This window comes from Bacteroidota bacterium (genome assembly GCA_016718825.1).
Lineage (GTDB): Bacteria > Bacteroidota > Bacteroidia > J057 > JADKCL01 > JADKCL01.
This window is the reverse complement of sequence record JADKCL010000001.1, coordinates 382,568-402,166: the sequence shown is the minus strand read 5'-3', so window position 1 is coordinate 402,166 and position 19,599 is coordinate 382,568. Positions and strand designations below refer to the sequence as shown.

16 protein-coding genes are annotated in these 19,599 nt (G+C 52.7%); 9 read left to right on the top strand and 7 right to left on the bottom strand.

Features of this window, described 5'->3' with window-relative positions:
• Positions 1-71 precede the first annotated feature (71 nt).
• The 9 genes from IPN95_01695 (at position 72) to IPN95_01655 (ending at position 14,118) form a co-directional block, all read left to right on the top strand.
• Positions 72-350: a hypothetical protein gene (locus IPN95_01695; GenBank protein ID MBK9448133.1), complete on the top strand. Its 279-nt coding sequence runs from the start codon at positions 72-74 to the stop codon at positions 348-350.
• Complete coding sequence (locus IPN95_01690) at positions 347-1,846, top strand: T9SS type A sorting domain-containing protein (GenBank protein MBK9448132.1); 1,500 nt, start codon at positions 347-349, stop codon at positions 1,844-1,846. Before IPN95_01695 ends, IPN95_01690 begins: the two co-directional genes overlap by 4 nt.
• A 156-nt stretch (positions 1,847-2,002) precedes the next feature.
• A complete protein-coding gene (locus tag IPN95_01685) occupies positions 2,003-3,334 on the top strand; it encodes an amino acid permease (GenBank protein MBK9448131.1) in 1,332 nt (443 codons plus the stop codon).
• A 172-nt stretch (positions 3,335-3,506) separates the two neighbouring features.
• Positions 3,507-5,600 (top strand): hypothetical protein, encoded by a 2,094-nt coding sequence (locus IPN95_01680; protein ID MBK9448130.1) that lies wholly within the window; start codon positions 3,507-3,509, stop codon positions 5,598-5,600.
• A gap of 12 nt (positions 5,601-5,612) precedes the next feature.
• The gene (locus tag IPN95_01675) at positions 5,613-7,757 is read left to right on the top strand and encodes a T9SS type A sorting domain-containing protein (GenBank protein MBK9448129.1); all 2,145 of its coding nucleotides are present in this window, start codon (positions 5,613-5,615) and stop codon (positions 7,755-7,757) included.
• 66 nt (positions 7,758-7,823) lie between these two features.
• A complete protein-coding gene (locus IPN95_01670; protein MBK9448128.1) occupies positions 7,824-9,263 on the top strand; it encodes a hypothetical protein in 1,440 nt (479 codons plus the stop codon).
• Positions 9,247-12,102, top strand: a complete 2,856-nt coding sequence (locus IPN95_01665; GenBank protein ID MBK9448127.1) for a TonB-dependent receptor — start codon at positions 9,247-9,249, stop codon at positions 12,100-12,102. The genes IPN95_01670 and IPN95_01665 overlap by 17 nt, the downstream gene beginning before the upstream one ends.
• Positions 12,102-13,133 (top strand): PorV/PorQ family protein, encoded by a 1,032-nt coding sequence (locus IPN95_01660; protein MBK9448126.1) that lies wholly within the window; start codon positions 12,102-12,104, stop codon positions 13,131-13,133. The genes IPN95_01665 and IPN95_01660 overlap by 1 nt, the downstream gene beginning before the upstream one ends.
• Positions 13,111-14,118: a hypothetical protein gene (locus IPN95_01655; protein MBK9448125.1), complete on the top strand. Its 1,008-nt coding sequence runs from the start codon at positions 13,111-13,113 to the stop codon at positions 14,116-14,118. Before IPN95_01660 ends, IPN95_01655 begins: the two co-directional genes overlap by 23 nt.
• A 98-nt stretch (positions 14,119-14,216) precedes the next feature.
• On the opposite strand, the gene IPN95_01650 is transcribed toward IPN95_01655, so the two are convergent.
• The 7 genes from IPN95_01650 to IPN95_01620 all read right to left on the bottom strand — a co-directional run bounded on the left by IPN95_01650 (position 14,217) and on the right by IPN95_01620 (position 19,566).
• Positions 14,217-14,465: a hypothetical protein gene (locus IPN95_01650; GenBank protein MBK9448124.1), complete on the bottom strand. Its 249-nt coding sequence runs from the start codon at positions 14,463-14,465 to the stop codon at positions 14,217-14,219.
• Between the two features lie 2 nt (positions 14,466-14,467).
• Positions 14,468-14,968, bottom strand: a complete 501-nt coding sequence (locus tag IPN95_01645) for a hypothetical protein (protein ID MBK9448123.1) — start codon at positions 14,966-14,968, stop codon at positions 14,468-14,470.
• The gene (gene thiD, locus IPN95_01640; protein MBK9448122.1) at positions 14,965-15,846 is read right to left on the bottom strand and encodes a bifunctional hydroxymethylpyrimidine kinase/phosphomethylpyrimidine kinase; all 882 of its coding nucleotides are present in this window, start codon (positions 15,844-15,846) and stop codon (positions 14,965-14,967) included. Before thiD ends, IPN95_01645 begins: the two co-directional genes overlap by 4 nt.
• A gap of 138 nt (positions 15,847-15,984) precedes the next feature.
• Complete coding sequence (locus IPN95_01635; GenBank protein ID MBK9448121.1) at positions 15,985-16,377, bottom strand: thiamine phosphate synthase; 393 nt, start codon at positions 16,375-16,377, stop codon at positions 15,985-15,987.
• Between the two features lie 184 nt (positions 16,378-16,561).
• A complete protein-coding gene (locus IPN95_01630) occupies positions 16,562-17,215 on the bottom strand; it encodes a hypothetical protein (GenBank protein MBK9448120.1) in 654 nt (217 codons plus the stop codon).
• 463 nt (positions 17,216-17,678) lie between these two features.
• On the bottom strand, positions 17,679-18,293 hold the full coding sequence (locus tag IPN95_01625) for a PKD domain-containing protein (protein ID MBK9448119.1): 615 nt from the start codon (positions 18,291-18,293) through the stop codon (positions 17,679-17,681).
• Between the two features lie 178 nt (positions 18,294-18,471).
• Positions 18,472-19,566 (bottom strand): acyltransferase, encoded by a 1,095-nt coding sequence (locus IPN95_01620; protein ID MBK9448118.1) that lies wholly within the window; start codon positions 19,564-19,566, stop codon positions 18,472-18,474.
• Positions 19,567-19,599: the final 33 nt, after the last annotated feature.

The window sequence follows — 19,599 nt, the reverse complement described above, 5'->3', positions numbered from 1 at the left end:
GTTGCTGAAATTGAATTTGCCTGTTCCCGGGAATCAGGCGCAGATCTTCTTGCAAAAACTTTGGTCATCCCATGATGTACACGATTCAAAAGACATTTTTCTTGCTCCTGCTTGCATTTTTTTCCTTCCAACTCGCCGCACAAAACGCCATTTCGACGGTGGACACGGCGGTGGTGCATCAACGACATGCGAAAGCTTTGCTGGGCGTGACCTTCGATGGCCGCACAGGAATGATGGGAACTACTGACCCGGTCGGCTATTTTGACACTGCCGGGAACCTGCTTTCCGACCTCGACACAAAATTTGCTGACTTCCCGATCAATGGCATCCGCTACCCGGAAATGCGATGATGGTCGGTTTTCAATGGCAAAAGGCGATCGGTCCAGGACCACGGCCCAATCAAAACATCTTGGGACCATTGGGTCCGACGCAGCCGATGGATTTTGGCTTTGACGAGTTCATGGCCTATGTCGAAGGCAAGGGCTTGACGGGCGAAGACGTGCAGATCATGGTCGGCATCTACGACACGTTGGTGACCTACGATTCGGTCGAGCAAAACCGTCAGCGCATTCCCTTTCCAGCCAAATCTGCAGCCGATTGGGTGGAGTATGCCAACGGTCCGGCCGACGGCACCAATTGGGGAGGCGGCATCGACTGGGCGGCCAAGCGCGACTCCAACGGCCACTACGCGCCTTATGGCATCCGCACATGGAACATCGGCAACGAGCCTTGGACCGACAACGAATTTAACCAAGACACGGCGGGCTACTGGCAACTGGTCAAGCCGATTGTGGACAGCATGATCGCACGTGACCCTTCCATTCATATCACCTTGCCGACATTGGGGGCTGCCAACTCGGCCTGGAACAAGATGTCGCGGCGCCTCGTGCGGCAACAGGTGCCCATCTACGGCGTTTCGCCCCACTTTTTTCAACCCGGCACCAACTTGACCGCCGTCGAAAACCAATTAAAAAGTCTTTTGGATTCCGCCCGCGTGGTCGGGCTGAAAGTCATCCTTGGAGATTTTAGCCATGCGATTACCAATGTAAACGCCCCCAACATCCAATCGGCCATGGCCTGGAAAGGTGCCTCCTTTACCACCGATGCCCTGTTGCTGTTGAGTCAGCTCGACGAGATCGAGCGCGCCAACCACTGGACCTTTGGCAACGTCCAAGCTGTTTGGAGACCCGTCAGGTTAAATTCGCCGGGCAACTACACCGTCATGCCGGTCGCGGAGATGTACAAGATCCTCACGCCCTATTTTCTGCCCAATGTCGTCGATGTGGTGACTACCTCGCCGCCGGCATTCGATGGCGTTCCGTATTCATTGCGAGCTTCCGCCTTTGCCAATGCAGCCAAGGATACGGTTTGCCTCGTGGCCATCAACCGCGACACGGTCAATACCCTCAACTATGCCGTGAATGGCCTCAGTGGCTATACCTTGGTCGATTCTACGCTCTTGTATGCAGCCAATCAAGTCGCGGAGGATATTTTGACGGCCCCGGTTTCCCGCAATGGAAATGGGGAATTCATTCTGCCGCCCGCTACGATTTTGCTCCTCCGTTATGCGATTGTGGTGCCGATCGCCGCCGAGGAAGGCCTTACGCCATGGACCTTGCGCTTGCAACCCAATCCAGCGAATGGTCGCGTGAAATTGGTCTTTGGTCAATTCCTGGAGGATGCCACGGTCGAGGTTGTGGACTTGCTGGGACGTGTGGCCTCGGTTCGGACACAAGTTTCTGGCGCAGGCTATGAGCTTGAAATCGAGGAACTTGCGCAAGGAAATTACCTCGTGCGCGTCACCGATGACGGATTGGCCAAGACTGCGCGCTTGGTCGTTCAATAGTATTTTGGGCGGAAGTTCTTCCATCCAAGGACGTTTCCATTGAGGACCGTCTCGGGATTCCTGCGGAAATCAAAAGTTTTTTCGGATTTTGTACCGCCCTTGGCAGTCGTCGAGGGCGGTGTTGCGTTGCGATTAGAAAACTTCCGAAAAGTAGAGATGTCCGGATCCCCGAAACAAACACGTTTTTACCTGCTGGTGCTGCTCGTCATGGGCAGTTGTATCGGTTCGGGGATATTTATCAATCCTACGGGCGTTGCCAAGGCGATCCCCCATGCCGGCATGTTGCTTCCCGTCTGGATTCTCGGCGGATTGATCACCTTGTCGGGGGCTTTGAGTTACGGCGAATTGGCCGCGCGGTTTCCGCAGGCGGGCGGTGTGTATGTGTACCTGAAAGAAGCCTACGGCAGTTTGGCGGCATTTTTATTTGGCTGGGTGGTGCTCATGGCCGTCACGAGCGGGGCGATTGCCGGCTTGGGGCTGGTATTTTCAAGTTTTCTGAGCGTGTTTTTCCCGATGGAGGATGCGGCGCAGAAAATGGTGGCCGTAGGGCTGATCGTGGCCTGCACGGCCGTCAATATCGGCGGATTCAGCTTGGGAAGGCAGATTGCGGGTTTGGTAACCGCATTAAAAGTGATGGGGATTGTCGGCCTGATTGTCGCCGGATTGGCCTTCGTGCGTACGCCCGTGGCAGTCGATTGGTCCTGGCCCGAATTGGGCTGGGATTCGCTGAGTCCGATGTTGTTGGGATTGGTCGGGGTGTACTGGTCGTATGGCGGATGGCATCACTTGACCTACCTTTCCGGAGAAATGGGCGATGCACGAAAGCGTATGGGCGGTGCCATGCTCCTGGGCGTATTGGGCGTGATGGCGGCCTACGTCATGGTCAATTGGGCCTATTTGCGGGCTTTGCCGCTGCAAGACATCATCGCCTCCAAGGGCGTGGCGGCAGACATGATGACCGTCGTGTTTGGCGAAGTCGGTGGAAAATTGCTCGCTGGATTGGTTTGTATTTCCGTCGCGGGATCGATTTTGATCTACACGATGAGTGCACCGCGCATCTATTTCGCGATGGCAGCGGATGGAATCTTCTTTCCGGCCCTGGCCAAGATTCATCCGAAGACGGGAACCCCGGCATTTGCCATCGGGGTCCAAAGCGGCTGGGCCATCATTTTGCTGTTTCTTTGGGGCACGTTTGGCAACCTCGTGGACTACGTGACCTATACCGAGGCGGTGTTTTTGGTGATGGCTGCAGCGGCGGTGTACATTTTCCGTTGGCGCGACAAAAAAGCAGGTCGGAAATTCGAAGGATTTAAGGTTCCGGGATATCCCATTACGCCCTTGGTTTACGTGGTGATCTCCGGCGTCTTTGTGCTGAATGGCCTCGCGGCAAAAGTGGAGCTTGCAAGCGCTGCGGCTGCCTTGTTTGGTGTCGGATTGGCCTTGTTTTTCTGGTTTCGGCGTGGAAATGTGCAGCAGAATCGGCAATGATTTTCCACTTTGGCTGCAAATGTTTGAGAAAACCGAGCCGATGGAAACCGAAACCTGCCTGATTTGCTGCTGAGGGCCGATTCCGGAAGAAACCCGGTTGCATGTAAAGTTTATAAAATAGTAATCTCCATCTGCATGGGCTTTGGACGAATCCTCGTAAATTGCACCCCGCATGAGAAAACTGTTGCTTTCACTTTCAGGCATTTGCATTGTCGGTTGCTTGATCGGGCAGTCATCATTTGATGAGAATTTTACGTCGGCCGGCAATGTTGGTCTGACCGTGAACAACTTTGGGGTCATTGGGAACTCCTTCAACGGATCTTTTGACGTCCAAGGCTTTCCATCCTGCGAATATCCGCGTGGCACCGGTATCGAGCACTTGTTTGATGGCGGACTTTGGATCGGGGCACGCATCAACAACTCAACCGTTGCAGTGACCACAGGTGCTGTCGATGCGTCGACAGGTTATACCACCGGCCGATCGGGCTATGAATTTTCGGCAGCAGTAGGTTCCACGTTGCGGGAGCGCTCTTCGCTCTATGATTCGCCCAACTATGATCCTGCAGCAATTTCCCACCAAGATCTTGTAGCCGACTTTTCAGATTCGTCGGTGTTCGTTCCGGGAACCAGCATTCAAATCCTCGATCACCTCAACCCCTTGGGCGTGAGCGTGCACATGGAAACCTACAACTGGAACTACGCCTTCGCCAACTTCTTCGTCATCCTCAACTTCCGCATCACCAACAACAGCAGCAACACCCTCGACAGTCTTTACCTTGGCTATTGGACGGATGCAGTGGTGCGCAATGTGAACATTACACAACCGGGCGGATCCGCATTCTTCAACAAAGGCGGCAACGGCTACATCGACACCCTTCATCTCGCCTATGAGTTTGACGCCAAGGGAGATACACTCTACACCCAAAGCTATATCGGCACCAAGTTTTTGGGCTCCGAAAACAAATTCGGGTTTCAACACCCGCAATTGAATCCGTTTCTGAGAGGCCACTATACCACCTGGCAATTCAACAACAGCAACGACCCGATTTACTTTTTCCCGCAAGACGACAATGCCCGCTATGCCAAGATGTACAGCGGGTTGAATTATTTCGCCCCCCCGCAGCAGGACTGGGAAACGCAGATCCGACCTTCGCTCAAGGCAGCGAGCAACCGTACCTACCTGATGAGCGTGGGTCCTTACGCGACCCTGGCTCCGGGTGAGTCGATCGACCTCGCGTATGCCATCATCTGCGCCAAGCGCCGCGAAGACGGGCGTTACATTGCCGAGGACACCGACGAGCAAAAAGCGAATTTGATTCAAAACGCGCAGTGGGCGCAACGTGCTTACAATGGTGAAGACGGCAACTTCAACGGCATCTTGGATCCGGGGGAAGACAAAGACAACAATGGCGTGATCACACGTTTCATCCTGCCTTCGCCGCCTTCGATTCCCAAGATCAAAATTGTGCCCAACAATCATCAGATCGATGTTTATTGGAGCAACAACTCAGAAGCTTCGATCGACCCGATCAGCAACAAGGCTGACTTTGAAGGCTATCGCATCTACAAAACAGCGGTTGGGTTTGACGTGAAGGACGTTGTGGACATTTCGAAGGAATTGAAACTGTCGGCTTCCTACGACAAACCCGGCAATGCCCTGTTTTACGACACCGACTTCACGAGCGTGCGTTTGGGCGCACCGGTGACATTTACGGGCGACACCACCAAATACTACTACAAATACACATTTGACAAGGTGCAGAATGGCTGGCAACATGCCATCGCCGTTACCGCCTTTGACGAAGGCGACAAAGTCAACAACCTGGAGTCCTTGGAATCGAGCCCGTTGGCCAATATGGTGCGTGCATTCCCCGGCAAGCCGGGCAATGACGGCTTCGAAAACGGCGATCCATTCGTCTATCCCAATCCCTACTATGCAGGCGCAGGTTGGGAAGGTGCAAGCACATTCGAAGAGGACCGCAAGATCATGTTTGCCAATCTCCCGAGCGAATGCGAAGTGCGCATCTACACGGTCGCAGGCGACTTGGTCGACCAATTCAACCACGAGCAGGCCTATGTTGGAGACGACATTCGCTGGTTTGGAACCTACTCCGATACGGAAACCACCAAGTTTGCAGGCGGGGAACACGCTTGGGACTTGCTGTCAAAAGACAATCAGATCATTGCTAGAGGCATTTATATGTTCTCGGTCAAGGACAAGACTTCCGGCAAGATCTTCAAAGGGAAATTTGTAGTCGTAAAATAGTACGTAATTAATATGAGAAAGCTTTTACCACTTTTCGCGCTCCTGCTCTGCTTTGGGGGAACCGCGTTTGCCCAGTATCCTATTGTTTCGATACAAGACATTCAAACCGTTACTCCACAGAACCTACAGGCTTGCATCGAAGCCTCACCGCTTGTTGGCGACACCGTGCAGGTCGTCGGAACTTTGGTACAGAAGCCTGACTCGGCTGCCTTGACCGACAACAACAGCTTCCAATTCTGGATCCGCAACGGTTATGGCGACTTTTCGGGTCTCGATATCATCGGATTTTTTGATCCGAACTTGATCGGCGTGACCAACTTGGAGCAAGGTGACTCCATCCGTTTGACGGGTGTGGTGACTGAGTTTGGTCCAGGCGAATCTGAAATTGTGCCGTTGGACAACGTGCCGGTGACCATTTTGGGCGCCGGCTACACGATTGCACCTACGGTAGTGAGCGTCGGCGACTTGAATGACAACTCACAAATACAGCAAGTGACCACAGGTGAAACTTGGGAAGGTCAATACATTGAAATCCAGAATGTAACGGTAGCCACGGTGGATCCATTCAGCGGCGGTACCCGCATCAGCTTTACCGTCGTCGACGGTACCGGCAAAAAGATCAACATCACCGACAAATTCATTGCCCAGCGTTTGCCCAATGGCGCACCTGCTGGCAACTTCCTCGCCCCTAACGTAGGCGATACCTATGGCTACATCCGTGGCGTGGTCACACACAGCCCCAACGGCTGCATGGGCGGCAACGGCCGTGGTTACGAAATCTCCCCTACCCGCCGCAGCGACTACGGTGCCAATTCGACCGCACCATCCATCATCTCGGTAACCCGCAACTTGGTGACACCAACGAGCGCACAGCCTGTGATCGTGACCGCCCAAATCAGCGACAACTCTGCATTTGTGGCGAGCGCCAACTTGTTCTACGCTGTCGGCGTGGGTAACACCAGCTACACCAGCACACCGATGACCCTCGCAACCGGCACCAATACCAACGGTACTTGGACTGCCAACATCCCTGCACAGGCTGACGGTGCATTTGTGAAATACTATGTTGGTGCAACCGACGACTCCAGCAACACCGGCTACAACCGTGCCGTGCCTTCTGGCCAAGATCCTTATTTCTACACTGTCCGTGACAATGGCACCACCATCGTCGACGTGCAGTTTGTTCCAAGCACCTTTTCGAGCGCATCTTCCGGCTATGTCGGCATGGACGTTACGGTTGATGGTGTCGTGACTGCTTCGGCTGAAGCCACCAACTTGGGCTTCGTCTTCATCCAACAAGAAAATGAGCTTGCTTGGGCAGGCATCATGGTGACCGACAACCCTTCATTGGCCAACTTGACCATCGGTCAGAAAGTGCGCGTCACAGGTACCGTGCGTGAAAGCTTCAACTTCACACGTATCGAGCAGATCAGCTCGGTGCAGGTTTTGGGCACCGGCAGCATCACACCTTTGGATCAAGATCCTAGCAATTTTGCAACATGGGGCATTGGCACGAGCGAGCCTTATGAAGGTATGTTGCTCAACCTGAAGCACCCAACCACAGGTCAGCCTTTGTACGTTGTCGATCAAAATCCTGATGCACCGAGCAACTTTGCCGAATGGCGCGTCGGAAAAGACGTATTCACCAACACCGATGGAACGCGTATCCTCACCGGCCGCGTGACCAACAGCACATTCTCCTCGTTGAACGTTTCCTATGTCAATGATCCGATGTGGGCTACAACCGACGGCATCATGAACGTTCCCGTGATCCAAGTCTTCAATGGCGATGTCGTAACCAACATCACCGGTGTCTTGGCCTACACCTTTGGCAACTTCAAGTTGTTGCCACGCAACAATGCCGACGTGAACATGATCACAGCTGTCGACGGCACCGTTCAAGCAACGGTCAAGGCTTATCCAAATCCGGTTTATGGCCAATTCCGTTTGGCTTATGACTTCGAAGGTTTGCAAGCTGGCGCAACGGCTACGGTCTATGACCTCATGGGCCGCCCAATGCAGACCATCGCTTTGGATGCAGTAGGCGGCGAAACCTTGGTGGACATTTCCAACCTGGCTTCCGGCAACTACTTCGTGAAAGTGACTTCCGAAAACAGCGGCCTCGTAGAGGTTGTCAAAATCCAAAAAGTCCAGTAGTACTGGGCATTGAAAATTTGTTGCAGGTGGGACATTCGGTGAATGTCCGCCTGCTTCTTAATGAAGATGAAGCGACACATTCTATTCGTCCTGTTTGCCCTAACATTGGTGCTTGCCTCCTGTAACAAAGGTGAGAAGCTGCCCAATGTGGCACCTGATACGCATATCTCGCTCGAGTCGATCCAGCTTGTCGGCGAGGATCGTTTGCGCAGCGAAGTCACGCTCAATTGGTTTGGGGCGGATGAAGATGGCTGGGTGACCGGTTACGAGATTTCGCTCGATGGGAGCAATTGGTCCCTGGTGGACGTGCAAGACAGCACGTTTAAATTCAACCTTGCGGTCGGTACCGATACGACCGACATCACATTCTACGTTCGGGCGATCGACAATCTCGGGGATGTGGACCCCTCACCGGCCTATTTGCTGGTACCTATTCGCAATTCGGCACCCACTGCGGTTTTTGACAGTATCCAGGGCTTACCAGACACTTCGTTCATCGTGACGACGTTGTTTTTGAGCGTCGATGACCTCGATGGTGCCGACAATGTGGACAGCGTTTTCATCAAGGTCAATGGCGGGAATTGGTTTGCCTTGGCCAAGGATGTGCGCACGCTCACTTTGGTGCCCAATGATCCAGCTGCGATGGGTGCCACGAATGCGATTGCCCTTTCCGGCGCGGAGGCCACGGTGCTGCCAGGGAATGTTTCCGGATTGTTGTTGGAGGGTGACAATGTCTTTTACCTGAAGGCAAGGGATATTGCAGGCTCCGAAAGTACGGTCGACACATCCAAAACCGTTTTTGTCAAACGCAAAAGCTCGGACTTGCTGGTCATCGATGCCCACCCCGGTGGATCGCTACCTTCCCCAGAGGAGGTCTATGCACAATCGCTCGACTTGGTGGAGCCGAATGCAGACCGCATTGACCTGCGCGTCGCCAACGGCGTCAATGTGCCGCGACTTTGGTCCCCGACTTTCAGCAGGTTCATCAATTTCTACCCGCGCATTTTCTGGTATGGCGATGGAAGCGATGCCGGATTGACCTTGTTGGAAAATGCCTCAGGCGCCATTCAGGGGTATTTGAATCAAGGTGGGAAAATTCTGATCAACTGCAGTTTCCCCAATACATTCGACAACAGTTCCGTCTTGCAGGAATACACCCCGCTCGACAGCGTCTCAACTTCCGGGGGAAGCGCAAGGCTCCCGACGGGCAACAAGGTCATGCCGACGGCAGGTTTTGCTGCCAATTATGATACACTAGAGGCAAGTATTTTCGTGGGACGTGCGACACCCATGTATGTAAAGGCAACTGCGGAGACCATGTACACCGGCAACTTTACAATCACCGGCGGATGGGTAGGTCCGGATGCCGTTTGTGCACGCTCCGTCAACAACAATGGAGATACCGATTTGGTGCTTGTCACTGTGGAATTGCATCAACTCTTTGGTGACCCTGTCGCCCTTCAAAATTTCTTTAACCAGGTTTTGCTGAATGAATTCAATTGGTAAGGATATGCAACGTTGGGCTGGACAGTTGATCTTGACTTTGTTGCTGATGGTATCGGCAGGATCGGTGATGGCGCAGGATGGCACGATCAAAGGAAAGGCCTATGATGCCGCGACCAAGGAGGGCCTTCCATTTGCGAAGGTGACGGTCGACGGTACCTACTATGGTACATTGACCGACGGCGAAGGCAATTTCGAAATCAAAAACGTGAAGCCGGGCGACTATACCGTCGTGGTCTTCATGGACGAATATGGCGCAACGAAATTCACGGGCATCACCGTGAAGGCCGGAGAAATCGCCACGGTCGATGCAGGACTCGGTGCCGGAAATGTCATCGACGGAATCACGATCGTGGGTCAGGCGGATTTGATCGACGTAAACGATGGAAAATCGGGCGCAAAGATCGGCGCCGAATATCTGGAGCAGACCTCTTACCGAAACGTAACCGAGATTCTGGAAAACCAAGCGGGTGTTTCCAAAACTCCGGATGGCTTGCAGATTCGTGGTGGACGTGTGTATGAAACGAGTTATCTGGTCGAAGGCGTGAGTGCGCGTGACCCGCTCGCGGGCACGGGCATGGGCGTGTCGGTGGGTTCCAATTCGGTGGAGGAAATCGACTTGGTGACAGGCGGCGGCGATGCCGAATATGGCAACGGTACCGCTGGCGTGATCAATACCAAAATCAAGGAAGGCGGGGACCGCCTCCAAGTGAAAGGCAGTTGGCAGCGCGACAACTTGGGTTTCAAGGTCCACGGACCGATGAGCTGGAATACCGACGTCGGCAGCCTTGCCATCAGCGGTCCGATTCCATTCACCAAGAAGAAATTGACCTTCTTTGCAAGCGGCGACATGGATTTGAGCGACGACTACTTTGGGCATTATGCCAATCAGTTGCACAGCTCTGCATTCAGCGTGAACGATTCCATGTGGTCGCCGCGCCAAAGCAACAGCTGGGCCAACACGGTCAAGTTGGGTTGGAACGTCAGGCCGGGAATGAAGTTTTCCTTGACCAATCAGCATTCGCTCAACATCAACCAGAATTCAAGGACTTTGCAGGTGGTCGGCAATGACGCGATCATGCAACCTGGTTTTCCATTTGCCTACCGTGACATGCTGGACAACGCCACGGTGTACACCCACCAAAGCAACCTCACGATTTTGAATTTCAAGACCGTGTTGGATACGAGCTGGACATTGGACATCACGGCAGGCCGTCTCTTCACCTATTTGCAGGCCGATGCCAACGGCCGCCCATTCCGCGACAGCACGGTCGATCAATTGTATGATCCAGCCTCCATCGTGACCAATCCGATCAGCGTGTTCAATCCAGGGGATTCCGTTGCCTATGTGTACCCAAGCAACGGCCTCTACAACAACGGAGGCCTCGGCACGGTATGGCACAACCACCATGCGCAGGAATACACGTTCAAGTATAAATTCACCCACCCCAGCAAAAAGGGCGTGCATTATGTCTCGATCGGGCATGAGCACAAGGAGCAAGAATACCAGTGGATTGACGTGAGCCGCCCTTGGGTCGGTGCACCCATTCGCGTGAACGATACGACCTATACGCCAAGTACAAGCTTGGGCGCAAGCAGCGACCTTTGGCTTGCCCGTCCGGCGCAGGGCGGCATCTTCTTGCAGGATGAAATCAAGTACAAAGGCATCATCGGCTTCCTCGGATTGCGTTACGACTATTGGGCACCTGGAAAATTTGCCGACAATGCCGTCAACAATCCGGATGCACCCGTTACCGATGCGACGCGGGAAGCTTACCGGACAAGCACCACCAATTTCCTCGGCAAAGCCTGGAAAGCGCGCCTTCTTCCCAAGCTGCGCATCTCCTTTCCGGTCACCGAAAACAACGTGCTGTATTTCAACTACGGCCATGCAATGCAGTTGCCGCATCCAAGGTTTGTCTATGCTGGTTTGGATCCGGTCTACCAAGACCGCAGCTTCCTCTCTAACCTCGGAAATCCGAATTTGAATCCGGAGGTGACGGTTTCTTACGAAGTCGGCATCAAGTCCAAGATCAACAAGAACCTGGCCCTGACGGTGACCGCATTCTACAACGACAAATTTGACTACATCGTCAGCCGCTCAGCCTTGATCAAAGATCAGACCGGCAGACTCGTGACCAAGACATTTTTCATCAACCAAGACTACGCCCGTATCAGAGGTTTGGAAGTCGGTGTGAAGCAAAGGATCGGAAAATTGCTGACCTTCACCTTCAACGGCACCTATCAAATTGCGACCGGAAAGTCCAACTCGGCAGCAGAATCGGCACTTCAGATCAAAACGCAGGGCTTTGTCAATACCAGCAAGGAAAACTTCCTCGCTTGGGACCGCCCGTTTGATTTGAAGGCCTCCTTGATTTTGAAGCCTGATACCTCTGTACGTGTTTTCGGGGTTTCGTTGAATGGTTTCCGCGTCTTTGTTTCGAGCACCCTCAAATCCGGCTTGCGTTACACGCCGTTTGAGCAAACGGGGATTGCCGCCAATGGCCGCCCGATTTACGAGCGCATCGACGATGAACCCAACAGCAAAATCGCTGCGCCTTGGTTCTGGACCGATTTGAAGGTCACCCGTGATTTCAGCTTCGGGAAAAAGGATCTGCAACGTGCCTCGCTTTCCTTCGAAATCAGGAACATTTTCAACAACAAAAATTCCCAGATTATCAATGGTGTGACCGGCAAGGCTTACCGCGACGGTGATCCATTGCCCTACACGGTTCGCGACCCGAATTACCCCGATCCACAAGATCGCGGCTTGCCACCAACGGATCCGGCCCGTTACCTTACTCCTCGCCAAATGATGTTGGGCTTAAGCTTCATGCTCTGATGCGTAGAATTTTACATATCCTGTGCTTGTTCCTGCTCACGACAACTGCCGTGCAGGCGCAGCTTTTGCCCCGTTTGGGTGGCCAACGTGCAGGCATCTCGGCCTTGACCTTCCTCAAGATTGATCCGAGTCCAAGGTCTGCGGCCATGGCAAGTGCCAATGTTGCCGTGACCGGCGATGTCTACAGCACCAATACCAATCCTGCCACACTTGCCGATGTCGACAAGTTCAGCTTGGCTGCCTCCAACACGTTTTGGCCTGCAGGCATCAATTTGGCGTATTTCTCCGGCGTGATGCCCACCAAAAAGGCGGGGGTTTTCGGACTCAGCGTCACATCCCTGACGACAGGGATGATGGAGCGCCGCACCGAATTCCAGCCTGATGGTACAGGGCAATTCTTCAGTGCCAGCAACACTGCCGTGGGTTTGAGTTATTCCAAACGGCTCACGGATTATTTCAGCTACGGCGTCACCCTCAAGTACGTCAATGAGCAACTCGCTGAATACATGGCCCATACAGGCGTGGTGGATCTTGGGTTTATGTACCGCACGGACTTCAAAGACCTGAGTTTTGCAGTGGCGATGCAGAGTTTTGGCACCAATTCGAAGCTGAAGGGCGACTACGAACCCGATGGGTTGAATTCGAAGCCGGTGACATTGGGAAGTTATCCTGCGCCGACGCTGTTCAAATTGGGCGTGTCGATGATTCCTTGGAAGACGGAAGACAAGTCTTTGACCGCGATCATTCAGCTCAATCACCCCAACGACAATGCCGAAAACATCCGCATCGGGTTGGAATTTGAATACAAGAAATTACTGTACCTGCGTGCAGGCTACAAAATCAATGTCGATGACCAAGTGTACCCCACAGCTGGACTCGGTGTGCGGGCGCATATCGGCAAGCATCCGTTGCACATCGATTACGCGGTAGATCCGACCCGTTATTTGGGCTGGATTCACAGGTTTGGTTTGTCATTTGCCATCAACAAAATGGAGCGCGAAGAAAAGCATGAAGAAGCACCTGCAAATTGATCGGCTGATGTTGGCTGCCTTGTTGATGGCGCTGGTTTCCAGCGGCTGCGAGGGATTTTTTGGCAAGAAACTCGATCCGGAATTCATCGACGTGCCCATTTACAGCGACAAGCAGGTGGCCTATGTGCCGATTCAGCCTGTTTGGAGCGGATTTCAGCATCCCGTGGACATTGCGATCGGCTTTGACGAGCTGATTTATGTGGCCGATGATGTTGCGGAAGAAATCGTCTGCTTTGACCAATCCGGGAATGTTTTGGGCCGCATGAATGTGCCGGGCGTACATGCCTTGGTGCAGGACCGTTCCCTCGAACTTGTAGCATTGGGCACTTTTGACACCCTGAACACGACCTTGCCGGCGATTTACCGCATCCATCTCGACAATTCCGGCGGATATGGGCTCAATAACGGCGAAATCATTCGCAAGACGCTCCATCCGTTTTATTACAAAAGCACATTTGCGCCGGGAACTGATGACATGGTCTCGCTGAATGGCATCGGCCTCAAAGCCGACAACAGCTATTTCATCACCCGCAGTGGCAATGCGACCTCACCCGTTTTTGGTCCCGACAATGCCGTGGTGCGCTTTTCGAATGAAGACGATTTTATCTCCACGGTTTCCGTCAATACCAGCTTGGGGATTCTGAATGACTACTTCGAAACGCCCGTAGGCATTACCACCAAGGTTCAGCCACCGCAATCTCCGTTTGTGAGCATCGAGCAGGACTTCATTTACACGTCGATGTCGACCACGGCGCAACTGAAGGTGCAATACATTAATGTGATTGCCAGCGATGGCGGCACGGATTATTCGGTGGAGCAGCTCCCAACGGGGGACACTACCAAGGCCGAAGGACACCAACACCGGCCTCGAAGGTGTCAAGGCACCTGCTGGCAGCACCGATACCAAAAACATCCGGGTTTCTTTTGGTGGTCGCGGGGTCGGACTTTCACAGTTCAACCAACCATCAGCGGTAGCCTACTATAATCAAATCGTTTATGTGGCGGATGCTGGCAACCGCAGGGTTTTGCGCTTCAAGCTCACGACCGATTTTGATTGATGCCTACTGAACTGATGTTCACGGCTTAGGAATTCTCTTCCTCCTCGTCCAAAATGTCTTCCCAACCAGTTGTGGGCTTCTTGTGGCGTCCCTGCGCCTTGCGTTTACGGGACCAGTCATAGAGCCAAATCGATCCGCCGATCAGGAAGGGAATCAATGCCGAAATGCGTACATAGTTTGATCCCGGCCATTCTAGAAGTTTAAAAATCCACGACAAGGAATACAACACCAACGCTGCTACCCCGCAAATCACCATCCAAAGTTGCCTGTCCATGATTATTGTGCTTTTTTGTTGATGTACCAACCGTCATCCTTTTCCCTTGCAATGCCGGGTTGATGCACTTTTTCCTTGAGAATGAACCGCACGGATTCGAGTTTCACTTTTGCTCCCCAATCGCCTTTGTCGATGCGGCAGATGAAGGTGCGGTCATTGACCGGAAAGGTGAATGTGCTGTTTAAGCCGGCGGCCAAAAATTGCCGGATGTATTCTTTCTCGAAGTTTTTCTTGTATTCAGGGTAGGTGGGATCGTTGAAATAGACGCGTTTGAGCATGACCAACATCTCCGAAATCCAGAAGCGGTCGTTGTCTTCGATTTCGCTGGGATCGACGTGCATGGCAAACAGCACGTGGTGGCGAAGGCAGGCCTTTTGCTTGATTACGATGACGCGAGCGGGATCCAACCGTCCCGTTTCCGTTTTCGTTTCATCTTCCCAGGTATGGTCCGTAAAAAATGGATTGTACCGGTCGATGATCGGCAAAATCTGATCAGCCGTCATGCGGCAGTCCTCTTTGCCTGTTTGCGCCGAAACGAAGCCAAATGGCAGCAACAGGGCGACGTAGGTATTTCAACGCTATTCATGGGCAAATTGAAGACTTTGATAATGATGCCTGAGCGATCCGTGACCATGCCAATTCCTGACCAAGCCATCTGATGGCGCCCGTGACGTAGATTTTGGCCGCGGCCACGGCCTCCTGGAACCGCCAAACCGAGCGCAAGATTCGCGGTGATTGCCGCCGAAAGCGTGCAACCCGTCCCGTGCGTGTCTGTGGTGGGAATGTATTCCCCTTCCAGCCAAATCGGCTTTTGGTCGAGTCTGAAAAGCAAATCACTTGCCATGCCCTCCCCGAGATGGCCGCCTTTGATCAGCACCCAAGTATCGGGACAAAGACTGGCGATTCGGAGGGCGGCAACTTCCATGCTTTCCTTCGAATTGACTTCCATTCCTGTCAAAATCGCGGCTTCCTGCAAATTGGGAGTGACAATGGTCGCCACGGGAAGAAGCAGATCGACCAGGGTCTGCAAGGCATCAGGTTGCAGCAAGGCATCCCCGGAGGTCGAGACAATCACAGGGTCCACGACCAACTTGAAATTGCCTTCGATCACCGCGTCGGCCACGGCCTCGATGATTTCGATGTTATAAAGCATGCCTGTTTTGGCGGCGGCGATCGGAAAATCATCCAGAATCGAGCGTAATTGGGCGCGTACCATTTCGGCAGGAATCGGAAAGGCCGCTTGCACACCTACGGTATTTTGGGCTGTCAACGCGGTGATCACCGTGGTCCCGAATACGCGATGCGCCTCAAAAGTTTTGAGGTCAGCCTGAATGCCAGCGCCACCTCCGGAGTCGGAGCCGGCGATGGAAAGCACTGCCATCTTGTTATTGGAGGGAAAAGCGATCACAACCCAGTAAAATTAGTCGGAATTTGCCGAAAAGACAGGAGATTTTGCCGCGAGGTTGCCTCGCGGATTCAGCGGCCGTCTTGGAAACGAGACATTTGCCAGTGTATACCATCAATGCATGAAGCTGCGAATGGCCGCCCAACCTGCAGCGCCAGCCTGCAAACATTGATTTGCATTGTCCAACGTGACGCCACCCAAGGCGATGACAGGAAGTCGAACCTCCGCAATGGCCGCTCGGAACCCGTCCAAGCCCAAAGCCTGCGCTTCAGGATGCGTTGCTGTGGAAAAAACAGGGGATAAAAAGGCGTAGTCATAACCCGCCGCTTCCGCCCGTTGAAGGTCTGCCAAACTGTGACAGGAAATCCCCTGCAAGTAGGGTCCTGGGGGAAGCAATGCTGTTTCAGTAGATGAATGATGAAAGGCAACCGGCGAAAATGGCCATCGGAAAAAGCAATTGGAGCCAACAGCGAAATCTCGGAGGAAAGGAAATCCATGATGTCGCATGCCGCATTGGGCTGCATCGTTTTGATGCGGGGATAACAAACCTCCGCTGAATTTCCGCTCACCTTGACCAGCCAATCGCGCAGTTCAGCACGCATTTGCCGGTCAAAACCGGGGCTTTCCGGCTGACTGAAAGTCAACGAAGGTTCCAGCACAGCAACGCGGGAAAAAGGAAGCGCACCAAGCATCAGTCGAAGTGCAGCCTTTTCTTCTGAATCTTCTTGACGGGCTTGGGCTTGAAATAATGCGGGAATTGCTGCACGCGCTCCTTGCGGCTCAGGAAAATGCCCCCGATTCTGATTTCGCCCATGGGAGCAAAGTGGTCCCCCACCGATTTGAGTTGCTTGTCTTGGGTGAATATGCGTTCGTGTTGGTACATCGCCCCGCCCGAGACTTCGAGGAAAATGGTGCCACGATGGTCAAGGTTCACATGAATTCCTGGCATGAGCATCCAAATATGCTGGTCACGCCGAAATTCGCTGGATTTCTTATTGGCCAAGAGCCAGTCATTGTGATAATACAAGCTCAAGATGAGAATCCGGTCATGCCTGACTTTGGGATTAAAATGGGCAAGTTGGTAAGTCAATCCGCCGCTCATGTAGTTGAGTCCAGGGGCAATTCGGCCAGTCAATCTACCCCAAATCAGGTCAAAACTTGGTTTTCCCCACGCGTGTACGCCCCCAAATCCGCCAGAAACGCCGACTTGCAGTCTTGTCGGTTCGAGCCATTGTGCTTGTACCTCATTCGCTCCGCAAATGCTCAAAATCCCCATAGACAATGCTGCCAAAGTGGTTTTGGCCCATTTTCTTGGTGACTGAATCCTGATGGGAAGCGCGAACATTGATTCAAATATAATGAGGATTTCCACATTGTGGGAATCGCGCGATTTCCTTGCGGTAATTGAGAACATCAACAGTTCGAAGCTTTAGTCGCTCATCCAAGTACCCACTATGCTAAACAACCTCCTTGTCGAACCCTAATAGCGTAAAATCAGACGGAGCAACCCGTCGAACGGAGTCCTTCTGCAATTGCGATCTCGAAAGACACATTTTGGAAGATCGGACGATTTTGCCTCAAAAAAGCGACTCAGTTCACAAAAAGCTATGCAAAAAATTGGTCACTCGTTGCAGTTGGAATTACCAAATCCTGCGCTAGCGCATTGAGGGCTTGAATCCAAATATATTGGAAGGAAGACACATCGCTGGATGGCAATTCTGCTCGTTCCATTGAAAAGAGATTGATTTTCAAAGGACCTGATCTTCGCCTACCCCCCCCCTCTCCCCCCCCCGCCCTTTCCCCCCCTCCTAACGTGTATAGGTCATGTAACAAGTGGTATTAAGAGATGATAAATAATAATAACGAATGGTGATGGAAGCAGAGGAACCGTTTAAAGCAACAGTTCCTTCCCCTTCAAGTTCAAGGTCAGGATAGGTGGTATTTTGCCGTGGGATCATGATTGTTGTACCATCTTGACCGATTTCCCCGTAATTCGTGTTAGTATTGTCAAGATAGAATCGGTTTGATGTACCTGGAACGGGAGAGACGAGGAGAGTTCCGGAAACGCTTTGGGAAGTGTCGCAAAAACTGGTGTAGAAATAGGAACCCGTGAAAACCAGATTAGGGGGTAATCGAAGGTTGACCGTTTGGGAAAAGGTGCTGGAAACGCCTTGCTTTGAAGTGGCACGCAAGGTTACTTGGTGGTTGCCGTAGGTCGAGAAGGTATAGATCGGATTTTCTGCAATGGAGGTGCCGCCGTCGCCAAATTCCCAATCATAAGTGGTCGCGTCAATGCTGCAATTGGTAAAGGCAACTTCCAGACTTGTTCCGGTTTGTACATGGGTAAAGCAAGGTTCCGGCGTTTTTTTGCATGCGCTAAGACCAAGGATGATAGTCAGCAAAAGGAAATAATTTCTTTTCATGGGAAGATGAATGCGTTGATAAAGAATGTATTGAAGGATCTAAAGTTAGTAAAAAGATTTGATGATTAAAAATTCCGGAAAGGCTTTGCCACTTCAGTACGTGGAAGATTACTTTTCAGCAAGTTTTGTATAGGCCCAATAAACAGCGACTTTAACGCGGGCTAGTTCACGCGCTGAATCACTTGGTTTCTCCTCGGGCAATACTCGGCCGCTGGGGACGCAACCACTGCCGCATCGGCCGCTCAAAAAACTGGTAAACCAACGCCGAAAAGACCAGTAGCACCGCAACGTAAGTATGGAACCATTTGCCCTGCAATCCAGGCGCGCCGGTCTGTTGTGCAATCGGTTCGAGCGCGATGTAAACAGGGGCTTGGAGCAAATAAACGGCATAACTCATTTCGCCAAGGAATTGAAAGGGCTTCCAAGCCAGCAGCTTGCTGATCGGACCTTGATCTTGCGCGAGGCAGACAATGATGATGAGGTAAAGCGGCGCCAAAACGCCGTTGCCCGCGTGGGCGGTCAATGGATTTTCATAGTAAGCCAAGGAAACCATGAAAGCAGACATGGTCAAAAAGAGTAGTCCAGGCAACCATTTGGTGGGCAATCGCAGTTGGCCGCGCCCATAGAGCAATCCGCCCACCATGCCGGTCACGAATGTATGCAGTTGCCAGGGTGGAAATCGCAGGGTGAAATCGGAGTTGGTATTGTCTATGATTCCCCGTGTCCAGTCAGCGATATGCAGGAAAATCACAAAACTGATCGCCGAAACCGCTGCCGCAACGCTGATCAAGACCGCCCAATGTTGCTTGCGCAACAAATGAAGCAGCAGCGGAAACAAGGCATAGAAAAACAATTCGACAGAGACCGACCAACCGGGAAAGTTGAGCGCGAGGCTGTATCCGGGCACCCAGGCATGCAAGCCGAGGGATTGCAGGATGATCGACAGCCCTCGCGGACGCGTGCCCCTGATCAACATTTCTGCCGCCAAGGCCAGCAAGAAGCTCAGCAAATACAGCGGATAGATCCTTGCAAATCGCGTCTGTGCGTAGTGTTTGAGCGCGATCTTCGGCTGTGGCGCATAGACCCAGGCCATCAGGAATCCGCTGAGTGTAAAGAAGAATCCGACGCCAAGACCCGCATTTTGGAGAATCGGGAGGAAGGCAGGCCCGTCCCAAGGTGCCGTCGTCTGCCCGAAATGGAAAAATACCACCCCCAAGGCTGCCAAGAATCTCAGAAATGTGAGTTGCGGAATCTGCACAATGGAAGTTTTCAATTCAAGAATACCGTTCGAGCGGAGTTGCAAGCA